Below are 21564 nucleotides of genomic sequence, written 5' to 3'. Positions count from 1 at the left end.
GGAGACATCCCGTGCGTGCCGGTCCTGGCGATCCGTTAGAGTCCGCCTGAGAAGGAGCTGAAAATCGGCTCTTCAGCAGATTGTTCGGATCTAACGGGGGGACTCCCATGCGTGCTGTGCGCCTCGCTTCGGCCGTCGTCACGACCGCCGTGCTGGTAGGCGGCCTGACCGCCTGCGGCAGCAGCGGCAAGAGCGGGAACGACGCCAAGGGCGGCGACACCAAGGCCGCCGGCGACGCGGTGGCGGGAGCCCTGGCCGGAGACCCGAAGGCCGCGCTGGCCGCCTCCGCGCTGGTGATGCAGAAGGCCGGCAACGGCAAGGTCACCATGGTCGCCCCGGACGGCTCCACCCACACCGCCGGCAACGGCGACGCCGACTGGAAGGACCCGGGCAAGACGTCCGTGGACCTGACCGGCGAGATGGACACCAAGAAGATGCGCATCCGGGTGGTCGGGACCGACGCCTACCTCGGCGGCGGGGACGCCGAGGCCGCGGCGCTCGGCGGCAAGCACTGGGTCAAGCTGCCCGCCGGGAACGAGCTGGGCGACGGCGTCCTGCTGATGAGCCAGATGCTCAACCCGGTCGTCCAGCTGACCCTGGCCGCGGCGAACAAGCCGACCAAGGTGGGCCAGGAGGCCATCGACGGCGCCCAGACCACCCACATCCGCTCGGTGGAGGACGCCTCCACCATGGTGGCCGGCATGTCGGGCCTCAGCCCGGAGCAGCGCCAGGCCGTCCAGAAGTCGCTGGAGCAGGACGGCAAGACCATCACCGTCGACCTCTGGCTCGACGCGAAGCAGCAGCTCGTCCAGTTCCAGGAGTACGGCGACAAGAACGGCGAGCACGACGCCGTCACCGTCAAGTACACGGGCTTCGGCACCGCGGCGAAGATCGAGGCGCCCGCCGCGAGCGACCTCGGCAACCCGGCCGACATCCTGAAGCTGCTCGGCTGAGCCCGTCCGACCAAGGACGCGATGTACCTGCGCCTCGGCGGCCAGGCGGTCGACGCCCTCGGTGGGCGGCACTGGCTGCACTACGGACAAGGCGGCCATGGCCAAGGCCTCCGGCGGCGCGGCCGACCAGCTCCGGAACGCCGACCCGGTCCAGGGCGTGCGCACCCTGATCGCCTCCGGCAAGGTCACCGTCGCCTACTCGGACTACGGCACCGCGGTGACCACCACCGCTCCGAACCCCTCCGACACGGTGGAGCCGTCCGAACTGGCGAAGATGGACAAGGGGGCGCCGCCAGTTGACCCGGGCCCGGGTGGCATGGTGGCCGGAACACCGAGGCCGCCGCGGCGGCGACCGGGCGAAAGGGGAAGGCGATGGCGGGACGGCGGCGGCTGACGGCCCTGGCGGCCGTCGTGCTGCTGGCGAGCGGGCTGACCGCGTGCGGCGCAGGCGGCGGCGACACCGGGCCGACGCCCTCCGGCAGCCCGACCCCGACCAGCGCCTCCCCGACCGGGCCGGCCAAGCCGACCGACCGGTCGCCGCACGGCGTCCTGCTCTCCGCCGAGCTGGCCATGCAGACCGCCCGCCGGGCCAAGGTCAGCTACCGGCTGGGGAGCGACGCGGGCGTCGGGCCGCTGTTCTGGCAGCCCAAGACGGCGCTGCAGATCAAACGTTCCACGCCGGCCGACGCCGAGCAGCTGATCGTCGTGGACACCGTCGCCTACCAGGGCGGCGACGCGGCCACCGCGGCCCGGCAGGGCGGCAGGCACTGGGAGCGCTTCTCCGTCCCGCCGGACCCGGACGGCCGCAAGGAGGTCCCGTACGCGGGGCTGATCGACCTGCTGAACCCGGTCGAGGCGCTGGCCGCCGCGGCGGCGGACGGCGTGGAGCCCCGGTTCGTCGGCGAGGAGAAGTCCGAGGACTCGACCGTCGAGCACTACCAGGTCATCACGACCGCCGAGAAGTACGCGGCCGCCCAGACCCAGCTGGGCCAGCCCCGCCGGGACGGGCTGCGGGCCGCGCTCGCCCCCGGCGGCTCGCTCTCCCTCACCCTGGACCTCTGGCTGAACGACAAGGACCAGCTGGTCAAGCTCCAGCGCACCGGCACCGGGGACTCCGGCCGGGCGGACGACTCGGTGCTCTACACGGACCTCGCCGGGGCACTGCTGGCGGTGCAGGCCCCCGCCGAGACGGACACCGTCGACACCGGAACGCGCACGGTGTCCCCCCTCGCCCGCTAGCCGGTGGGGGCAGCGGGGACGATTTGCCCCGGACGGCGGGGTCCGGCTACTGTGGCGGAAGCCAAAGACCGCTGGTTGTCGCCGTGCGCCCGTGAGGGAGACGGTGGCCGAAGGATCTGCGATTCGTCGCAGGCAGCCCGCGCAGGTGTGTCTGGAGCTTCGACCTCCGGGTGCCGCGTTCGCGCGACAGCCGTCGAGGTCGTACCGAGCCCCGTGCGCCTGCGCACCGGGGCTCTTCTGCGTTCGCGCAGGGCTCTCCTTCCGTCCGCCGGTCCGCGGCTCGAATTGGTCGACTTTCGCGGTCGGCCCGACTTCGACATCACGGAAGGAGGCGTAAGCCTATGGCAAGGCCCGACAAGGCTGCTGCCGTCGCCGAGATCACGGACAAGTTCCGTGGCTCCTCCGCGGCGCTGCTGACCGAGTACCGCGGTCTCTCGGTGAAGCAGGTCAAGACCCTGCGTCGCTCCCTCGGCGAGAACGCCGAGTACGCCGTGGTGAAGAACACGCTGACCAAGATCGCGGCCAATGAGGCCGGGATCTCCGAGCTCGACGACCTGTTCAACGGTCCGACGGCTGTTGCCTTCGTCACCGGTGACCCGGTGGAGTCGGCGAAGGCTCTGCGTGACTTCGCCAAGGAGAACCCCGCTCTCATCATCAAGGGCGGTGTCCTTGACGGCAAGGCGCTGTCCGCCGATGAGATCAAGAAGCTCGCGGACCTCGAGTCCCGCGAGGTGCTGCTCGCCAAGCTGGCGGGTGCCCTGAAGGCCAAGCAGTCCCAGGCTGCCGCGCTCTTCCAGGCCCTGCCGTCGAAGCTCGTCCGCACCGTGGACGCGCTGCGCGACAAGGTCGAGCAGGGCGGTGCCGGTACGCCGGCTCCCGCCGCCGAGGACGCTGCCGCCGAGTAATTCGGCAGGCTCACGCCTCGCTGCGGGCCCGTGCCCGCCCAACCCGTACATACGGCACCACCTGCCGATTTAGTGGAAGGACGCCATCATGGCGAAGCTGACCCAGGACGAGCTGCTCGCGCAGTTCGAGGAGCTCACCCTCATCGAGCTCGCCGCCTTCGTGAAGGCCTTCGAGGAGAAGTTCGACGTCACCGCTGCCGCCCCGGTCGCCGTGGCCGCCGCCGGCGTTGCCGGCCCGGCCGTCGAGGCCGCTGAGGAGCAGGACGAGTTCGACGTCATCCTCGAGGCCGCTGGCGACAAGAAGATCCAGGTCATCAAGGAGGTGCGCACCCTGACCTCCCTCGGCCTGAAGGAGGCCAAGGACCTCGTTGACACCGCTGGTGCCAAGGTCCTGGAGAAGGTTGCCAAGGACGTTGCCGAGAAGGCCAAGGCTGCCCTCGAGGGCGCCGGCGCCAAGGTCACCGTCAAGTGATCCTGCGCCCCCTCTGAGGGGGCTCGGGGCCGGGCCGATCACCCTTGTGGGTGGTCGGCCCGGCCTTTTCGCGTTTCGGACCGGGTGCCGGGAGCACCGGTGTGGCCCATCGCTCACTCGGCACTGTCAGTGCCGGGGGGTATGGTGATCACCGTTATCGGGAGTAGCCCCCACCACGGCTTCTGTAACGCCGGAGGGGTTCCGATCGATGGACAGGGCGAGGTCCGTGCCGGAGGCGGGCCCTTGACGAACCCGGCGAGGCGCGCGATTCTCAAGGCGCGAGTCCGCCCGGTTGGTTTGCGGCTGGATGCATAACCAGCGGCTCCGGCGGGAAGTGACTCCACGTGAGTTGAGCGGCCCGGCTCGGTCCGGGCCGGTGCAGTGCCCAGAGCAGTACCGGTGAGCGTCCGCGCCCGCCGGCTACCGGGAGGAGTCTCCGATTCGGTCTCCGAATCAGAGCTGGACAGCAGTGTGCCATTTGGCTACACTGTCCCTTTGCGCTGCCTGTTAGCTGCTCCGTGACTCGTCGCCCGGAGTTTGCGTTGCCCTGAAGGGGTCTGGCACCACCTCTGCAAAGCGGCTCTGACCTGGGACTTCGGTTCCGGCGGAGGCCAGTGGCGAGGGAGGTGTCGCCAAGCCCAAGCAGGCCCGGCTGGTACGCGCGTAGTGAGCTCCGAGCCCTCGGAAGGACCCCCCTCTTGGCCGCGCCGCGCAACGCCTCGAACAATTCCGCCGCATCCACCGCCCCGCTCCGCGTCTCCTTCGCGAAGATCAAGGAGCCCCTCGAGGTCCCCAACCTCCTGGCCCTGCAGACCGAGAGCTTTGACTGGCTGCTCGGCAACGCGGCCTGGAAGACCCGGGTCGAGGAGGCGCTGGAGAACGGTCTGGACGTCCCCACCAAGTCCGGTCTGGAGGAGATCTTCGAGGAGATCTCCCCGATCGAGGACTTCAGCGGGTCGATGTCCCTGACCTTCCGCGACCACCGTTTCGAGCCGCCGAAGAACTCCATTGACGAGTGCAAGGACCGCGACTTCACGTTCGCGGCTCCGCTCTTCGTCACGGCCGAGTTCACCAACAACGAGACCGGTGAGATCAAGTCTCAGACGGTCTTCATGGGCGACTTCCCGCTCATGACCCACAAGGGCACGTTCGTGATCAACGGCACCGAGCGTGTCGTCGTGTCGCAGCTGGTCCGCTCCCCGGGTGTGTACTTCGACTCCACCCTGGACAAGGTCTCCGACAAGGACATCTACTCCTGCAAGGTCATCCCCTCGCGTGGTGCCTGGCTGGAGATGGAGATCGACAAGCGCGACATGGTCGGCGTTCGCATCGACCGCAAGCGCAAGCAGTCCGTCACCGTGCTGCTCAAGGCGCTCGGCTGGACCAACGAGATGATTCTCGAGGAGTTCGGCGAGTACGAGTCCATGCGCAACACCCTGGAGAAGGACCACACCCAGGGCCAGGACGACGCGCTGCTGGACATCTACCGCAAGCTGCGCCCGGGCGAGCCGCCGACGCGTGAGGCCGCGCAGACGCTGCTGGAGAACCTGTACTTCAACCCGAAGCGCTACGACCTGGCCAAGGTCGGCCGCTACAAGGTCAACCGCAAGCTGGGCAACGCCGAGTCGCTGGACTCCGGCGTGCTCACCGAGCCCGACATCATCGGTGCGATCAAGTACCTGGTGAAGCTGCACGCCGGTGAGACCGAGTGGCAGGACGGGACCGGCCGCGACATCGTGGTCGAGGTCGACGACATCGACCACTTCGGCAACCGCCGCCTGCGCAACGTCGGCGAGCTCATCCAGAACCAGGTCCGTACGGGTCTCGCCCGCATGGAGCGCGTCGTGCGCGAGCGCATGACCACCCAGGACGTCGAGGCGATCACGCCGCAGACCCTGATCAACATCCGGCCGGTCGTCGCCTCCATCAAGGAGTTCTTCGGCACCAGCCAGCTGTCGCAGTTCATGGACCAGACGAACCCGCTGTCGGGCCTGACCCACAAGCGCCGTCTGTCCGCCCTCGGCCCCGGCGGTCTCTCCCGTGAGCGCGCCGGCTTCGAGGTCCGTGACGTGCACCCCTCGCACTACGGCCGCATGTGTCCGATCGAGACCCCGGAAGGCCCGAACATCGGTCTGATCGGGTCGCTGGCCTCGTACGGCCGGGTCAACGCCTTCGGCTTCATCGAGACCCCGTACCGCAAGGTCGACGAGAGCGGCCTCGTGACGGAGCAGGTCGACTACCTGACCGCCGACGAGGAGGACCGCTTCGTCATCGCCCAGGCGAACGCTCCGCTGACCGCGGACAACCACTTCGCCGAGCCGCGTGTCCTGGTCCGCCGCCGTGGCGGCGAGATCGACTACGTGCCGGGCTCCGAGGTCGACTACATGGACGTCTCGCCGCGCCAGATGGTGTCGGTCGCGACCGCCATGATCCCCTTCCTCGAGCACGACGACGCCAACCGCGCGCTCATGGGCTCGAACATGATGCGCCAGGCGGTGCCGCTGCTGAAGAGCGAGGCCCCGCTGGTCGGTACCGGCATGGAGTACCGCTGCGCCGTCGACGCCGCCGACGTCATCACCGCCGACAAGGCGGGTGTCGTCCAGGAGGTCTCGGCCGACTACGTCACCGTGGCCAACGACGACGGCACGTACACCACGTACCGCGCCGCCAAGTTCACCCGCTCCAACCAGGGCACCTCCTTCAACCAGAAGGTGCTCGTGGACGAGGGCGCCCGGGTCGAGGCCGGCCAGGTCCTGGCCGACGGCCCGTGCACCGACGAGGGCGAGATGGCCCTCGGCAAGAACCTGCTCGTGGCGTTCATGTCGTGGGAGGGTCACAACTACGAGGACGCGATCATCCTGTCGCAGCGCCTCGTGCAGGACGACGTCCTCTCCTCGATCCACATCGAGGAGCACGAGGTCGACGCCCGTGACACCAAGCTCGGCCCGGAGGAGATCACCCGGGACATCCCGAACGTCTCCGAGGAGGTCCTCGCCGACCTCGACGAGCGCGGCATCATCCGCATCGGCGCCGACGTCGTCACCGGCGACATCCTCGTCGGCAAGGTCACCCCGAAGGGTGAGACCGAGCTGACCCCCGAGGAGCGCCTGCTCCGCGCGATCTTCGGTGAGAAGGCCCGTGAGGTCCGCGACACCTCGCTGAAGGTCCCGCACGGTGAGTCCGGCAAGGTCATCGGCGTGCGCGTGTTCGACCGCGAGGAGGGCGACGAGCTTCCCCCGGGTGTCAACCAGCTGGTCCGCGTCTACGTGGCCCAGAAGCGCAAGATCACCAACGGTGACAAGCTCGCCGGCCGCCACGGCAACAAGGGTGTCATCTCCAAGATCCTGCCGGTCGAGGACATGCCGTTCCTGGAGGACGGCACCCCGGTCGACATCATCCTCAACCCGCTGGGTGTCCCGTCCCGAATGAACCCGGGACAGGTCCTGGAGATCCACCTCGGGTGGCTCGCCAAGCAGGGCTGGGACGTCTCCGGCCTCGCCGACGAGTGGGCCAAGCGCCTGCAGACGATCGGCGCCGACCAGGTCGTCGGTGGCACCAACCTCGCCACCCCGGTCTTCGACGGCGCCCGCGAGGACGAGATCACCGGCCTGCTGGACAACACCACGCTCACCCGTGACGGCGAGCGCCTGGTGAACTCCACCGGCAAGGCCCGGCTGTTCGACGGCCGCTCCGGCGAGCCGTTCCCGATGCCGATCTCGGTCGGCTACATGTACATCCTCAAGCTGCACCACCTGGTCGACGACAAGCTGCACGCCCGTTCGACCGGCCCGTACTCGATGATCACCCAGCAGCCGCTCGGTGGTAAGGCGCAGTTCGGTGGTCAGCGCTTCGGTGAGATGGAGGTGTGGGCCCTCGAGGCCTACGGCGCGGCCTACGCGCTGCAGGAACTGCTCACCATCAAGTCCGACGACGTTCTCGGCCGAGTGAAGGTCTACGAGGCCATCGTCAAGGGCGAGAACATCCCCGAGCCCGGCATTCCCGAGTCCTTCAAGGTGCTCATCAAGGAAATGCAGTCGCTCTGCCTCAACGTGGAGGTGCTGTCCTCGGACGGCCAGTCCATCGAGATGCGGGACTCCGACGAGGACGTGTTCCGCGCCGCCGAGGAGCTCGGCATCGACCTGTCCCGGCGCGAGCCGAGCAGCGTCGAAGAGGTCTGACGGAGGTTGGGCCGGCCCGCTGACCGCGGGCCGGCCCGCCCCCAGGCCCCCCTCAGACCACACGAACGACTCTCGACTTACGAAAGAGGGCTTGACGACCAGTGCTTGACGTCAACTTCTTCGACGAGCTCCGCATCGGCCTGGCCACCGCCGACGACATCCGCCAGTGGTCGCACGGCGAGGTCAAGAAGCCGGAGACCATCAACTACCGCACCCTGAAGCCCGAAAAGGACGGCCTCTTCTGCGAGAAGATCTTCGGCCCCACCCGGGACTGGGAGTGCTACTGCGGTAAGTACAAGCGCGTCCGCTTCAAGGGCATCATCTGCGAGCGCTGCGGCGTCGAGGTGACCCGCGCCAAGGTGCGCCGTGAGCGGATGGGCCACATCGAGCTGGCCGCCCCGGTCACCCACATCTGGTACTTCAAGGGTGTGCCGTCCCGCCTCGGCTACCTGCTCGACCTGGCGCCGAAGGACCTCGAGAAGGTCATCTACTTCGCCGCCTACATGATCACCTGGGTCGACGACGAGCGCCGCCAGCGCGACCTGCCGTCCCTGGAGGCGCACGTCTCGGTCGAGCGCCAGCAGATCGAGAACCGCCGCGACGCCGACCTCGAGGCCCGCGCCAAGAAGGCCGAGACCGACCTGGCCGAGCTGGAGGCCGAGGGCGCCAAGGCCGACGTGCGCCGCAAGGTGCGCGAGAGCGCCGAGCGCGAGATGAAGCAGCTGCGCGACCGCGCGCAGCGCGAGCTCGACCGCCTCGACGAGGTGTGGGCCCGCTTCAAGAACCTCAAGGTCCAGGACCTCGAGGGCGACGAGCTGCTCTACCGCGAGCTGCGCGACCGCTTCGGCACCTACTTCTCGGGCTCGATGGGCGCGGCGGCCCTCAAGGACCGCCTGGAGACCTTCGACCTGGCGGAGGAGTCCGAGCGCCTGCGCGAGATCATCCGCACCGGCAAGGGCCAGAAGAAGACCCGTGCGCTCAAGCGCCTCAAGGTCGTCTCCGCGTTCCTGCAGACCACCAACAAGCCCAACGGCATGGTGCTGGACTGCGTCCCGGTCATCCCGCCGGACCTGCGTCCGATGGTGCAGCTGGACGGTGGCCGCTTCGCGACCTCCGACCTGAACGACCTGTACCGCCGCGTCATCAACCGCAACAACCGCCTGAAGCGCCTGCTCGACCTCGGTGCCCCCGAGATCATCGTGAACAACGAGAAGCGGATGCTCCAGGAGGCCGTCGACGCGCTGTTCGACAACGGCCGTCGCGGCCGTCCGGTCACCGGCCCGGGCAACCGCCCGCTGAAGTCCCTCAGCGACATGCTGAAGGGCAAGCAGGGTCGTTTCCGCCAGAACCTGCTCGGCAAGCGCGTCGACTACTCGGCCCGTTCGGTCATCGTCGTCGGCCCGCAGCTCAAGCTGCACCAGTGCGGTCTGCCGAAGGCCATGGCGCTGGAGCTCTTCAAGCCGTTCGTGATGAAGCGCCTGGTCGACCTGAACCACGCGCAGAACATCAAGTCGGCCAAGCGCATGGTCGAGCGCGCCCGCCCGGTCGTGTGGGACGTGCTCGAAGAGGTCATCGCCGAGCACCCGGTCCTGCTGAACCGTGCGCCCACCCTGCACCGCCTCGGCATCCAGGCCTTCGAGCCGCAGCTGGTCGAGGGCAAGGCCATCCAGATCCACCCGCTCGTCTGCACCGCGTTCAACGCGGACTTCGACGGTGACCAGATGGCCGTCCACCTGCCGCTCTCCGCGGAGGCGCAGGCCGAGGCCCGCATCCTGATGCTGTCCTCGAACAACATCCTGAAGCCGGCCGACGGTCGCCCCGTCACCATGCCGACCCAGGACATGGTGCTCGGTCTGTTCTTCCTGACCTCGGACCGCGACAACGTGAAGGGCGCCGGCCGCACCTTCTCGTCGACCGCCGAGGCGATCATGGCCTTCGACGCCCGCGAGCTGGACGTCCAGGCCCCGATCGAGCTGCGCCTCGGCGCCGGCACCGTCCCGCCGCGCGGCTGGACCGCTCCGGTGGACGAGGACGGCCAGCCGACCTGGTTCGAGGGCGAGCCCTTCCGCCTGAACACCACCCTGGGCCGCGCGCTCTTCAACGAGCTGCTGCCCGAGGACTACCCGTTCGTCGACTACGAGGTGGGCAAGAAGCAGCTCTCCGCGATCGTCAACGACCTGGCGGAGCGCTACCCCAAGGTCGTCGTCGCGGCGACCCTGGACAACCTGAAGTCGTCCGGCTTCCACTGGTCGACCCGTTCGGGTGTCACCGTCTCGATCTCGGACGTCATCGTCCCGCCGAGCAAGCCCCAGATCCTGGAGGGCTTCGAGGCGAAGGCGGAGAAGGTCCAGAAGCAGTACGAGCGCGGTCTGATCACCAACGACGAGCGCAAGCAGGAGCTCGTCGGCATCTGGACCCAGGCGACCAACGAGGTCGCGGACGCCATGGCCGCGAACTTCCCGAAGACGAACCCCATCTTCATGATGGTCGACTCGGGTGCTCGTGGAAACATGATGCAGATGCGCCAGATCGCCGGTATGCGTGGTCTGGTGTCCAACGCCAAGAACGAGACCATCCCGCGACCCATCAAGGCGTCGTTCCGTGAGGGTCTCACCGTGCTGGAGTACTTCATCTCCACCCACGGTGCCCGTAAGGGTCTGGCCGACACCGCCCTCCGTACCGCCGACTCCGGTTACCTCACCCGTCGTCTGGTCGACGTCTCCCAGGACGTCATCATTCGCGAGGAGGACTGCGGCACCGAGCGCGGCCTGAAGCTGTCGATCGGCTCCGTGGGCGCCGACGGCGTGCTGCGCAAGGCCGACGACGTCGAGACCAGCGTGTACGCCCGCATGCTCGCCGAGGACATCACGGTGGACGGCAAGCTCCTTGCCACCGCCAACACCGACCTCGGTGACGTGCTGATCGACGAGCTGATCCGCCACGGCGTGGGCGAGGTCAAGGTCCGCTCGATCCTGACCTGTGAGTCGGCCGTCGGCACCTGTGCCTTCTGCTACGGCCGTTCGCTGGCCACCGGCAAGCTGGTCGACATCGGTGAGGCGGTCGGCATCATCGCCGCCCAGTCCATCGGTGAGCCCGGTACCCAGCTGACCATGCGTACCTTCCACACCGGTGGTGTGGCCGGTGACGACATCACCCAGGGTCTGCCGCGTGTCGTCGAGCTCTTCGAGGCCCGTACCCCCAAGGGTGTGGCCCCGATCTCGGAGGCCACCGGCCGGGCGCGGATCGAGGACACCGAGAAGACCCGCAAGATCGTCATCACCCCGGACGACGGCAGCGACGAGATCGCCTACCCCGTCTCCAAGCGTGTGAAGCTGCTCGTCAGCGAGGGCGAGGCGGTCGAGGTCGGCCAGAAGCTGACCATGGGTGCCACCAACCCGCACGACGTCCTGCGCATCATGGGCCAGCGTGCCGTCCAGGTCCACCTGGTCGCCGAGGTCCAGAAGGTCTACAACTCGCAGGGTGTGTCGATCCACGACAAGCACATCGAGATCATCATCCGGCAGATGCTCCGCCGCGTGACGATCATCGAGTCGGGCGACGCCGAGCTGCTCCCGGGCGAGCTCGTCGAGCGCGGCCGCTTCGAGCAGGAGAACCGCCGCGTGGTCTCCGAGGGCGGTCACCCCGCCTCCGGCCGTCCGCAGCTGATGGGTATCACCAAGGCCTCGCTGGCCACCGAGTCCTGGCTGTCGGCCGCCTCCTTCCAGGAGACGACCCGGGTGCTCACCGACGCGGCGATCCACGCCAAGTCGGACCCGCTGCTGGGCCTCAAGGAGAACGTCATCCTCGGTAAGCTCATCCCGGCCGGTACGGGTCTGCCCCGCTACCGCAACATCCGGGTCGAGCCGACCGAGGAGGCCAAGGCCGCCATGTACTCGGCCGTCGGCTACGACGACTACGACCTGTCGCCCTTCGGCGCCGGCTCCGGCCAGGCGGTCCCGCTGGACGACTACGACTACGGCCCGTACACCGGCTGAGTCACCTCCTGGCCCGACAACGGGCCCGGAGCGCATGGGCGGTCATCCCGTACGGGGTGGCCGCCCTGCGGCGTTCCGGGGGCCCGGGAAAAGCGATTGGGACTTCCGGGCGAACTCGCGTAAGGTGGTGTTCACCGACGCGGGGTGGAGCAGCTCGGTAGCTCGCTGGGCTCATAACCCAGAGGTCGCAGGTTCAAATCCTGTCCCCGCTACTCGTTCGAAGGGCCCGGAGGCATCAAGCCTCCGGGCCCTTCGTCGTTTCCGGGAGCGGCTTCTCCCTCGTGCGGGGGAGGGGGAAGGACCGCTCCGGCGAGGGAGGTGGGTGAGGGGGTGCGTGCGCGAGAGTTCTCGGTGTCGCGATGACGGGGCTTGTGAAGGGGCGGGGAAATGATGAAGCGCGTGCTGGGTGCGGTGGCGATCACGGCGGCCGTGATGGCGGGGATGTCGGCGTGCCTGCCGATCGGGGACGACCAGGAGCACAAGACGGTCAGCTACGGAGTCTCCGAGCCGGTCCACGAACTGGTGATCAAGGGGCACTCGGGCGGGGTCGTCGTCACGGGCGGCGGGAGCGCGGTGCAGGTGGCCGAGCGGCAGAGCTACAAGGGGGACGCGCCGCGCACCACGCACGAGGTGAAGGACGGCGTGCTGACGCTGACGTACGACTGCGGCTCCTGCGGGGTCGGGTACGACGTGCAGGTGCCGGCCGGGACCAAGGTGCGGGTGGACCAGGAGAGCGGTGGGGTGCGGCTGACCGGGCTGGCCGCCGACGTGGACGCGACGGTGTCGAGCGGCGGGGTCGAGGCGACCGGGCTGACCTCGCAGCAGGTCCGGCTCAACGCCGGGAGCGGCGGGGTGCGGGCGGACTTCGCGGCGGCGCCGACCAAGGTCGAGGCGAAGGCGTCGACGGGCGGCGTGCGGGTGAAGGTGCCGACCGCGCAGGCGTACGCGGTGGACGCGAAGGCCGAGACCGGTGGCGTGGACGTCGAGATCCCCTCGCAGCCGGGTGCGACGCGCAGCATCACGGCGCACACGGAGGCCGGCGGTGTGACGGTCAGCGGTGTCTGACCGGGCCGTACCGGAGGTTCTGCCGGTAGGGCATGATCTTCTCCGCGGGGGCGGCGTCCCCGGGTACGGGGGAGGCGCGAAGGTGGAGCGGGTGACGCGTTGGCGGAGCCGGACGGCCGGGCTGAGCCCGTACGTGCTGGACACCTTCCTGGCGGTCTGCTCGGCGGCGGTATCGGTTTGGTCGGTCTACAACGACGACACGGACTGGCCCTGGTGGGTGTACCTGCTGGCGGTGTCCACCGCGCTGTTCCTGCCCTGGCGGCGCCGCGCTTCGCTGGCCGTCCTGGTCGTCGGCAGCCTGCCCTCGCTGTTGCTGTCGGTGGTGGCCCACTCGGCGAACCCGCAGGTGCCGCTGTACGCGGTGATCGGGATGTACACGGTGGCGGAGCGCTTGCCCGACTGGCAGCGCTGGCCGGTGCTGGCGGTGGTGGTGGTCGCCAATGTGTTCGGTACCCACTCGCCGAACGGCGCTCTGTTCAGCGTGCTCACCTCAGGCGGCTCCTTCGTCTTCGGCGCCCTGGTGCGCACCCAGCGCGAGCTGGCCCGGGTGGAGGCGGCGCGGGCCCGGGAGGCCGGTGAGCGGGCGGCCAGCGAGGCGGGCCGGGCGGTCGCCGAGGAGCGGGCGCGGATCGCACGGGAGATGCACGACATCCTGGCGCACGCCGTCTCGCTGATGGTGATCCAGGCCGAGGCCGGGCCGCTGGTGGTGCACAGCAAGCCGGAGCGGGCGATCCGCGCGTTCGACACCATCGCCGATTCGGGCCGCGACGCGATGGTCCAACTGCGGCGCGTGCTGGGCGTGTTGAAGGAGGAGGGGGCGAGTCCGGAGCTGGCTCCGCAGCCGCGGCTGGCCGAACTCGTGGACGTGGCCGAGCGGGTGCGCCGAGCGGGTCTGCGGGTGGAGCTCGACCTCGCTGACGGGCTGGGCGCGGTGCCCGCCGACGTGGAGGCGGCGGCGTACCGGATCGTGCAGGAGGCGCTGACCAACACCGTCAAGCACTCCGGCGCCGACCGGGCCGCGATCAGGGTGCGCCGGGCCGACGGGGTGCTGGAGGTCGTGGTGTCCGACAACGGCCGCGGCGTGCCGCTGGCCGCCGACCGCGCGGTGAGCGGCTGGTCCGGCGGGCGCGGGCTGGTCGGCATCCGGGAGCGGGCCGCCGCCTGCGGCGGGCGGGCCGAGGCCGGACCCGGGCCGGCGGGCGAGGGCTTCCTGGTGACTGCCCGGCTGCCGTTGGGGCCGGCCGGGGTGGCGGAGAGGGTGGGCGGATGACGCCGATTCGGGTGGTCGTCGCGGACGACCAGGAGCTGGTGCGGGCCGGGTTCGGGATGATCCTGGACGCCCAGCCGGACATCGAGGTGGTGGCCGAGGCGTGTGACGGCGCCGAGGCGGTCGAGGCCGTGCGCGAGCACGGCCCCGACGTGCTGCTACTGGACGTCCGCATGCCGGTGATGGACGGGCTGGAGGCGGCCCGGCGGGTGTGCGCGGAGTTCCCGGCCACCAAGGTGATCATGCTGACCACCTTCGACATCGACGACTACGTCTTCGACGCGCTGTACGCGGGCGCGAGCGGCTTCCTGCTGAAGGACGTCCGCCGGGACGACCTGGCGCACGGCGTGCGGATGGTCGCCTCGGGGGAGGCGCTGCTCGCGCCCTCGGTGACGAGGCGGCTGATCGGCGAGTTCGCGGCGCGCCGCCCGGGTGCGCCGGAGCGGGCGGTGCGTCCGCCGTCCAAGCTGCTGGAGCAGCTGACCCTGCGCGAGCAGGAGACGCTGCGGCTGCTGGCGCGCGGGCTGTCCAACGCGGAGATCGCGGCGGAGCTGGTGGTCAGCGAGCACACCGTGAAGACGCACGTCAGCAACGTGCTGAGCAAGCTGGGGCTGCGCGACCGGGTGCACGCGGTGGTGTTCGCGTACGAGGCCGGCGCGGTGGTGGCGGGGGAGGCCTGAGGCCCTCCCCCTTGCGGGGGAGGCGGGGAGTTCGCCGGTGCGGGCGATCCGTGACGAGGGCCCCGGCGGACAGCATCTGTGGTGTCGGAACGCAGCACGGACACCGCAGGAGATCGCAGATGAACGCCTCGCAGAACCCCGCACGGATCACCCGCCTCGCGGCCTACGCCGTCGTCGGCGCCCCCGCCCTGATGGCGCTGTACGGCGGCATCCGCCTGGTCCCGGGCTCCCGCGAGCCGGGCCTCGGCTGGACGGCCGGCCACACCGCGATGTTCGCCGGGCTGCTGCTGTTCGCCCCCGTCCTGCTCGCGCTGCACCGGTTGATCGCCCCGCGCGGCACGGTGGCCGGGCGGCTCGCGGCGGGCACCGGGCTGGGGGTGGCGTTCACGGGCCTGGCGGCCTCGGCGGTCCAGATCGGGATCGACCTGTACGTCGGCCTGGCGTCGGCGACCAAGGGCGAGCAGGCGCGGATGTTCGAGCGGATCCAGGCCGTCCCGGGCGTGCTCGCTGCCGTGTACAAGGTCGGCCCGCTGTTCTTCTACGTCGGTCTGCTGGCCCTGCTGATCGCCGCCTCGGTGGGCGCGTCCCGGACGCTGCGCTGGTGGAGCCCGGTGCTGATGCTGGTCGGGACCCTCGCGTCGATGGTCGACCTGGCGTTCATCCCGCCGGCCGCCGCCTGCTACCTGATCGCGCTGGCCCCGCTGGTCCGCCTCGGCGCCGCCACCCCGTGGGCCGTACCGGCCTAGCTCATCCGGAAGACCGGCCCGCGCGGGGTGAACGGCAGCCCGGCGCCCCGGGGGACGAGGAAGGCGTGCTCGCGGCGGACCCGCAGCACGTCGCACTCGCCGTCGGTGATGACCAGGACGGGTGCCCCGGGCGGGAAGTCCTCGGCCCGTTCCAGCAGGTCGACGCCCGGCTGGAGGACGGTGCCGCCGCGACCCCGGATCCGGACCCGGCCGGCGATCTCGGTGACCGCGACGTACCCGGCGTCGTGCGGGGCGGCGTCGCAGTGCACCACCCGGGCGGCGGGGACGTCCCGGGCGGTGGCGTACGAGGCGATCGCGCCGAGCGCCTTGCCGAGCAGCACCGGGTCCATCGAGCCGGAGGTGTCCAGCACCACCCCGAAGGTGCAGCGCGGTACTTCCTCCTCGGGGTGGTAGCGCCCGGCGCGGGGGATGTCCGGGGTGGCGGACTGCCGGCGGGCCGGGCGGGAGTAGCTCCGGACGGGCTCCGGGCTCGGCACGAACTCGTCGAACCAGCGGGCCAGTTGGGCGTCCCAGGGCAGTGGCGGGTGGGCGAGCGCGCGGATCTCCTCGACCAATCCGGCCGGGAGCAGACCGCGTCCGCGCTGGTGCAGCTCGAAGCCCTGCAGGAGGCCGCGCCGGTAGAAGTCGTCGAGGTCGACGTAGTCGCGCGGGCCGAGGTCGAGCGGTGCGCCGAGGACGTCCGGGCGGTTCTTGCCGGCCAGGGTGGCGAGCCGGCGGATCCGGCGCTGGTCGCGGACGATGCGGTCGTACACCTCCTCGGCCGACAGGCCGTTCAACTGCGGGTCGTGCAGCAGGCCTTCGGGCATGTCGCCGACGCCCATCTCCAGCAGCCAGCCGTTGATGACGTAGTCGGCGGCGACGTTGAACAGGAACGGGTCGCGCCCGCCGCGGCGTTCGCCGTGCCGCAAGGCGGCGTGCAGCATCTCGTGGCCGAGGATGAACCGCCACTCCTCGTCGGTGTAGCGGCGCAGCGGGTTGACGTAGACCTCCCCGGCTTCGGCGTTGACGGCGGCGATGGCGATGTCGTGCGCGCGGGCGAGTTCGGCGTCGGCGACGACGGTGAGGCCGGCCGCGATGCCGCCGAGCAGCGGGTACGAGGAGACGAACCAGTTGAGCGCCCTCGTCCACGGCCGTTCGGGCAGGCGGTCGCCGGTCGCCTCGTCGATCCGGCCGCCGGCCCGGTCCATCGCGGCGGACATGGTGCGGGTGAGCGCGGCGGCGAAGGCGCCGGACCAGTCCTTCGGGTGCCGCCCGTGGCCCGTCCACTCGACCAGCAGCTGGTCGGCGTCGGCGCCCGCGGTGCCGTCCGCCCCGGCGACTCCGGCGGGCGGCGGGCCGTCGCGGCGCCAGCGGGCGGCCAGCTCCTCCTCGTCGCCGCCGGGGTACTCCTGCGGGAGGGTGAGCGGGGAGCGGCCGACGGGGAAGCCGGCGAGGAAGCGGTTGACGACCGCGCAGCGGGCGGCCGTGTCGTGCGCGTCGGGCTGGACGCGGGTGCCGCGGGCGGCCGGGACGTGGCCGAAGCCGAGGTGCAGCAGGCAGTGCGCCAGCACCCAGGCCCACTCCTCGGGCTCGGCGCGGCGGCGGTGGTTGACGTGCACGGTGCCGTCCGAGTCGACGGCGGCCCAGCCGGTCTCCGGGGCGACCGGGCAGTCCTCGCGGCGGCAGAAGTCGGCGTCCAGGGCGGCGAAGGCCGGGTTGCGGCGCAGGATCCGGACGCCCTCGGCGAAGACCTCCGCGCCCGGGTCGGGCTTCTTCTGGGCGGCCGTGGTGCGCCTCACCGGCGGGCCTCGACCAGCCGGGGCATGTCCCGGGCGGCCTCGATGAGGAACCAGGACGGCAGGACCGGGTTGCCGTCCGCGCCGTCGGCGATCACCGTCTGGGCCACCTCGACCGATATCTCGGCCAGCTGGACGAGCAGCGACTTGGCCCGGAAGGCGGTCTGCCGCTGTGCCCCGGAGGCGTGCTCCTTGCTCGCGGGCAGCTCCTTGACGAGCCGGCCGCGGAAGGCGTCGGCGAGGTAGTAGAGCAGGTCGCGGTCCTCCAGGCGGTGCGGCCAGCGGGCGTCGCCCTTGAGGATCGCCTCCAGCCCGTAGGAGTTGCGGACGATCTTCGCGTAGCCGCAGAACGCCACCGCGTGCTGCGGGGTGAGCAGGCCGTGTGCGAGGACCTTGAGGGTGTCTCCCCCAGCCTGGCGGCTGGGAGGTGCCCCCACGTCGAGGGTGGGCCCGAAGGAGTGCAGCGCGTCGGAGAGCATGTGCCAGGCGCGCGGGGTGGAGAACGGCTCCTCGGACTTGGGCGGGGCGGACCACAGGTGGTCGGGCCGGTCGGTGAGGTAGTCGACGACCCAGGAGTGGATGCCCTCGCCGGCCGCCCACCGCAGCCAGTCGTCGGCGCTGGCCCGCAGGTGGACGTGCACCATGCGGTTGACCAGCGCGGACGCCATCGGGCGGGCGAGCGCGCCGTCGGTGGCCCGGTTCCCGGCGCCGATCACGATCGAGCCGGGCGGCAGCTCGTACGAGCCGATCCGGCGGTCCAGGATGAGTGAGTAGAAGGCCTTCTGGACGTCCGGGCCGGCCGCGTTGAGTTCGTCGAGGAACAGGCAGTACGGCTCGTCGCGGGCGATCTGCTCGGGCGGGCAGAACCGGGAGCGGCCGTCCGGGGTGAGCTGCGGGACGCCGATCAGGTCCTCCGGGGCGAGCTGGGTGCCGACCAGGCTCACGCACTCCAGGCCGAGCGACTCGGCGAACGCCCGGACCAGGGAGGACTTGCCGATGCCGGGGGCTCCCCAGAGGAACACCGGGCGGACGGTGGCGAGGCCGAGCAGCAGCTCGGGGATCTGGGCGGGCGAGACGCTGACTGCTCCCTGCACGGGGCTCCTCTGTGGCGGGGTGGAACGACCGGCCCAGTGTGCGGCGGGAGTTGACTCGGCGCATCCGGATTTCCGGTGCGCGTATTTTCGGTGGCCGCTCAGCGGTCCGCCCCCGTACCGTCCGGGTATGAACGCGAAGCGTCCGCTGATCGCCGTGCTCACCGGCGCGGGCATCTCCACCGACTCCGGCATCCCCGACTACCGCGGCCCGAACGGGCTTTGGCAGCGCGATCCGTCGGCCCAGAAGCTGGTCACCATCGGCCCGTACCTGGCCGATCCCGAGGTGCGCCGCCGGGCCTGGCTGCTGCGCCGGGACGCCGGGGCGCTGGCCGCCGAGCCGAACGCCGGGCACCGCGCGCTGGTCGAGCTGGAGCGCAGCGGCCTGCCCGTGCGGGTGCTGACGCAGAACGTGGACGGCCTGCAGCAGCGCGCCGGCCTGCCCGCCCGCAAGGTGCTCGAACTGCACGGCACCGCGCGGGAGGTGCAGTGTGCGCGCTGCCGGGTGGTCGGCACCATGGCCGAGGCGCTGGAGCGGGTGGCGGCGGGGGAGCCGGACCCGGACTGCCGGGAGTGCGGGGGGATCCTGCGTCCGCGCACGGTGATGTTCGGGGAGGCGCTGGACCCGGTGGTGCTCCAGCAGGCCGACGCGATCGCCAGGGCCTGCGACCTGTTCATCGCGGTGGGCACCAGCCTCCAGGTCTACCCGGTGGCCTCGCTGCCGCAGATCGCGCTGGAGGGCGGCGCCCGCCTGGTCGTCGTGAACGGCGAGCCGACCCCGTTCGACGAAGCGGCGGACGAGGTGATCCGGGAACCGATCTCCACCGCTCTCCCGGCGCTGGTACGGAAGTTGGTCACCGAACACTCTTAAAACGGACGAACCGCATGCGTACGATGATCCTTCCGGCTCCCCCTCTCGGCCTGGAGTGATCGACCGATGACGACGACGGCGAAGTTCGACCCCTGGTCGGCGGCGTTCGTGGCCCACCCGTACGACGCGTACGCCGAGCTGCGCGAGCACGCGCCGGTGACGTACTACGAGCCGACGAAGCAGTGGCTCGTCTCGCGCCACGAGGACGTCAGCGCGCTGCTGCGCGACCGACGCCTCGGGCGGACGTACACCCACCGCTTCAGCCACGAGGAGTTCGGCCGGCCCGCGCCCGACCCGGCGCACGAGCCGTTCCACACGCTGAACGACCACGGGCTGCTCGACCTGGAGGCGCCCGACCACACCCGGATCCGCCGGCTGGTCTCCAAGGCCTTCACCCCGCGCATGGTCGAGGGCCTGCGGCCGACCGTCCGGCGGCTCGCCGCGGAGCTCGTGGACGGGCTGCTCGCGGCCGGCGGCGGCGACCTGATCGCCGCCGTCGCCGAGCCGCTGCCGGTCGCCGTGATCGCCGAGATGCTGGGCGTCCCGGAGGCCGACCGGCACCTGCTGCGACCCTGGTCCGCCGACATCACCGGGATGTTCGAGCTCAACCCGACCGAGGAGGCGGCCCGCCGGGCGGTCACCGCGAGCATCGAGTTCTCCGACTACCTGCGCGCCCTGATCCGCGAGCGCCGCGCCGCCCCCGGCACCGACCTGATCAGCGCGCTCATCCAGGCCCAGGAGGGCACGGACGCGCTCAGCGAGCAGGAGATGGTCTCCACCTGCGTGCTGCTGCTCAACGCCGGCCACGAGGCCACCGTCAACACCACCGGCAACGGCTGGTGGGCGCTGTTCCGCAACCCCGGCGAACTCGCCCGGCTGCGCCACGACGTGGACGGGCTGCTGCCCACCGCCGTCGAGGAACTCATGCGCTGGGACACCCCGTTGCAGATGTTCGAGCGCTGGGTACTGGAGGACGTCGAGGTCCGTGGCGTCACCATCCCGCGCGGCTCGGAGATCGCCCTGCTCTTCGGCTCCGCCAACCGCGACCCGGAGCGCTTCGCCGAACCGGACCGGCTCGACCTCGGCCGCGCCGACAACCCGCACATCACCTTCGGTGCCGGAATCCACTTCTGTCTCGGCGCCCCGCTCGCCAGACTGGAGCTCACCGAGTCGTACGGCGCGCTGCTGCGCCGGGCGCCGGGCCTGCGGCTCGTCCGCGAGCCCGAGTGGCGCCCGGGCTACGTGATCCGGGGGCTCAAGGAGCTGTTGGTCGAGGTGTGACGGAAGAGGGGGAGTGGCCGTGGGCAAGGCGACGGGTGCGCTGCTGGGGCTGGCGATCGGGGACGCGATCGGCCGGGTGACGGAGTTCAAGACGGTCGAGATGATCGCGAACGACTGGCCCGACTGGTGGCAACTCCCGCTTCCCGAGCGGGCGTTGGTCACCGACGACACCCAGATGACGCTCGCCCTCGCCCGCGGCCTGCGCACCGCCCTCGCCCGCGGGCCACTCACGCCATTGCGCCTGGAGCGGCCCGTCCGCGAGGAGTTCGTCGACTGGTGGCGCTCCCCGCAGAACAACCGCGCCCCCGGCATGACCTGCCTGCGCGCCTGCGAGCGGTTGAGCCACGACGAGTACCGCTGGCAGCAGGCGAGCGACGTCGGCTCCAAGGGCTGCGGCGCCAACATGCGGGTCGCCCCCATCGGCCTGATCCGCGAGCTCGACGCGCGGCAGCACTCCGGCGCCGCGCAGTTGCAGTCCGCGCTCACCCACGGCCACCCCACCGCGCTCGCCGCGAGCGACCTCACCGCGTACGCCGTCCGCAAGCTCGCCGAGGGTGTACCGCCCGTCGGGCTGCCTGCGATGCTGCGCGCGTACGCGCTCGCGCGCCGCGACCGGTACGACGAGTTCTGGCTCGGCGACCTCGCCGACCGCTGGTACGGCTCCTCGCCGCAGGCCGTCCTCGCGCGGGGCTGGGACGACTGTCTGAAGTCGCTCGACGACCTCGACGCCGCGCTTGCCGCGCACGACCTTGAGGCTGACCCCTGCCTGATCACCGGCGAGGGCTGGATCGCCGAGGAGGCCTTCGCCACCGGGCTGCTCTGCTTCCTGCTGCTGCCGGACGACCCGGTGGCCGCCGTCCGCCGGGCCGCCTACTCCAGCGGCGACTCCGACTCCCTCGCCTGCCTGACCGGCGCCTTCGCCGGCGCCCACCACGGTGAGGCGGCCTGGCCGGCCGAGTGGGTCGAGCGGATCGAGCACCGGGACGAGCTCCTGGAGTTCGGCGCGCTCTGGGACTGATCCCCCC

The 21564-nt window shown here is 70.9% G+C and carries 16 protein-coding genes and 1 tRNA gene; 15 read left to right on the top strand and 2 right to left on the bottom strand.

Annotated elements, in window-relative coordinates:
* The first annotated feature begins 107 nt into the window (after positions 1–107).
* The 12 genes from ACWCXH_RS17170 to ACWCXH_RS17115 all read left to right on the top strand — a co-directional run bounded on the left by ACWCXH_RS17170 (position 108) and on the right by ACWCXH_RS17115 (position 15500).
* Positions 108–953, top strand: a complete 846-nt coding sequence (locus tag ACWCXH_RS17170; protein WP_449802229.1) for a hypothetical protein — start codon at positions 108–110, stop codon at positions 951–953.
* Between the two features lie 97 nt (positions 954–1050).
* Positions 1051–1347 (top strand): hypothetical protein, encoded by a 297-nt coding sequence (locus ACWCXH_RS17165; RefSeq protein WP_449802228.1) that lies wholly within the window; start codon positions 1051–1053, stop codon positions 1345–1347.
* On the top strand, positions 1326–2192 hold the full coding sequence (locus ACWCXH_RS17160) for a hypothetical protein (RefSeq protein ID WP_449802227.1): 867 nt from the start codon (positions 1326–1328) through the stop codon (positions 2190–2192). The genes ACWCXH_RS17165 and ACWCXH_RS17160 overlap by 22 nt, the downstream gene beginning before the upstream one ends.
* A 341-nt stretch (positions 2193–2533) precedes the next feature.
* On the top strand, positions 2534–3097 hold the full coding sequence (gene rplJ, locus ACWCXH_RS17155; RefSeq protein WP_063348937.1) for a 50S ribosomal protein L10: 564 nt from the start codon (positions 2534–2536) through the stop codon (positions 3095–3097).
* An 88-nt stretch (positions 3098–3185) separates the two neighbouring features.
* Positions 3186–3569 carry a 50S ribosomal protein L7/L12 gene (rplL, locus tag ACWCXH_RS17150; protein WP_449802226.1) on the top strand — a complete coding sequence of 128 codons (384 nt, stop codon included), beginning with the start codon at positions 3186–3188 and terminating at the stop codon, positions 3567–3569.
* 698 nt (positions 3570–4267) lie between these two features.
* The gene (gene rpoB / locus ACWCXH_RS17145; protein WP_449802225.1) at positions 4268–7747 is read left to right on the top strand and encodes a DNA-directed RNA polymerase subunit beta; all 3480 of its coding nucleotides are present in this window, start codon (positions 4268–4270) and stop codon (positions 7745–7747) included.
* A gap of 101 nt (positions 7748–7848) precedes the next feature.
* Positions 7849–11742, top strand: coding sequence for a DNA-directed RNA polymerase subunit beta' (locus ACWCXH_RS17140; RefSeq protein ID WP_449802224.1), 3894 nt, complete (start codon positions 7849–7851; stop codon positions 11740–11742).
* Between the two features lie 138 nt (positions 11743–11880).
* Positions 11881–11954: transfer RNA gene (locus ACWCXH_RS17135), tRNA-Met, on the top strand.
* 175 nt (positions 11955–12129) lie between these two features.
* Positions 12130–12807 carry a DUF4097 family beta strand repeat-containing protein gene (locus ACWCXH_RS17130; protein WP_449802223.1) on the top strand — a complete coding sequence of 226 codons (678 nt, stop codon included), beginning with the start codon at positions 12130–12132 and terminating at the stop codon, positions 12805–12807.
* A gap of 91 nt (positions 12808–12898) precedes the next feature.
* Positions 12899–14077: a sensor histidine kinase gene (locus ACWCXH_RS17125; RefSeq protein ID WP_449802222.1), complete on the top strand. Its 1179-nt coding sequence runs from the start codon at positions 12899–12901 to the stop codon at positions 14075–14077.
* The gene (locus ACWCXH_RS17120; RefSeq protein ID WP_449802221.1) at positions 14074–14754 is read left to right on the top strand and encodes a response regulator; all 681 of its coding nucleotides are present in this window, start codon (positions 14074–14076) and stop codon (positions 14752–14754) included. Before ACWCXH_RS17125 ends, ACWCXH_RS17120 begins: the two co-directional genes overlap by 4 nt.
* 119 nt (positions 14755–14873) lie before the next feature.
* Positions 14874–15500, top strand: coding sequence for a hypothetical protein (locus tag ACWCXH_RS17115; RefSeq protein WP_449802220.1), 627 nt, complete (start codon positions 14874–14876; stop codon positions 15498–15500).
* Here the strand turns inward: ACWCXH_RS17115 and ACWCXH_RS17110 are convergent.
* Both ACWCXH_RS17110 and ACWCXH_RS17105 read right to left on the bottom strand, forming a co-directional pair.
* Complete coding sequence (locus ACWCXH_RS17110; protein WP_449802219.1) at positions 15497–17299, bottom strand: vWA domain-containing protein; 1803 nt, start codon at positions 17297–17299, stop codon at positions 15497–15499. The genes ACWCXH_RS17115 and ACWCXH_RS17110 overlap by 4 nt on opposite strands.
* Complete coding sequence (locus ACWCXH_RS17105) at positions 17296–18390, bottom strand: ATP-binding protein (protein WP_449802218.1); 1095 nt, start codon at positions 18388–18390, stop codon at positions 17296–17298. Before ACWCXH_RS17105 ends, ACWCXH_RS17110 begins: the two co-directional genes overlap by 4 nt.
* Positions 18391–18517: 127 nt before the next feature.
* Here ACWCXH_RS17105 and ACWCXH_RS17100 point away from each other — a divergent pair, with 127 nt between their 5' ends.
* The 3 genes from ACWCXH_RS17100 to ACWCXH_RS17090 all read left to right on the top strand — a co-directional run bounded on the left by ACWCXH_RS17100 (position 18518) and on the right by ACWCXH_RS17090 (position 21557).
* Positions 18518–19258 carry an SIR2 family NAD-dependent protein deacylase gene (locus ACWCXH_RS17100; RefSeq protein WP_449802217.1) on the top strand — a complete coding sequence of 247 codons (741 nt, stop codon included), beginning with the start codon at positions 18518–18520 and terminating at the stop codon, positions 19256–19258.
* 66 nt (positions 19259–19324) lie between these two features.
* Complete coding sequence (locus tag ACWCXH_RS17095; RefSeq protein WP_449802216.1) at positions 19325–20539, top strand: cytochrome P450; 1215 nt, start codon at positions 19325–19327, stop codon at positions 20537–20539.
* Between the two features lie 19 nt (positions 20540–20558).
* Positions 20559–21557, top strand: a complete 999-nt coding sequence (locus ACWCXH_RS17090; protein ID WP_449802215.1) for an ADP-ribosylglycohydrolase family protein — start codon at positions 20559–20561, stop codon at positions 21555–21557.
* Positions 21558–21564 lie beyond the last annotated feature (7 nt).

This window comes from Kitasatospora sp. NPDC001660, from assembly GCF_053596725.1.
Note: the sequence above shows the minus strand (reverse complement) of the source record. Positions and strands in the feature narration are given on the sequence as shown.

Coding starts and splice junctions, on each gene's coding strand:
- ACWCXH_RS17115 (WP_449802220.1), top strand. CDS start 14,874: ATGAACGCCTCGCAGAACCCCGCACGGATCACCCGCCTCGCGGCCTAC.
- ACWCXH_RS17160 (WP_449802227.1), top strand. CDS start 1,326: ATGGCGGGACGGCGGCGGCTGACGGCCCTGGCGGCCGTCGTGCTGCTG.
- ACWCXH_RS17095 (WP_449802216.1), top strand. CDS start 19,325: ATGACGACGACGGCGAAGTTCGACCCCTGGTCGGCGGCGTTCGTGGCC.
- ACWCXH_RS17165 (WP_449802228.1), top strand. CDS start 1,051: ATGGCCAAGGCCTCCGGCGGCGCGGCCGACCAGCTCCGGAACGCCGAC.
- ACWCXH_RS17120 (WP_449802221.1), top strand. CDS start 14,074: ATGACGCCGATTCGGGTGGTCGTCGCGGACGACCAGGAGCTGGTGCGG.
- rplJ (WP_063348937.1), top strand. CDS start 2,534: ATGGCAAGGCCCGACAAGGCTGCTGCCGTCGCCGAGATCACGGACAAG.
- rplL (WP_449802226.1), top strand. CDS start 3,186: ATGGCGAAGCTGACCCAGGACGAGCTGCTCGCGCAGTTCGAGGAGCTC.
- ACWCXH_RS17100 (WP_449802217.1), top strand. CDS start 18,518: ATGAACGCGAAGCGTCCGCTGATCGCCGTGCTCACCGGCGCGGGCATC.
- ACWCXH_RS17170 (WP_449802229.1), top strand. CDS start 108: ATGCGTGCTGTGCGCCTCGCTTCGGCCGTCGTCACGACCGCCGTGCTG.
- ACWCXH_RS17130 (WP_449802223.1), top strand. CDS start 12,130: ATGATGAAGCGCGTGCTGGGTGCGGTGGCGATCACGGCGGCCGTGATG.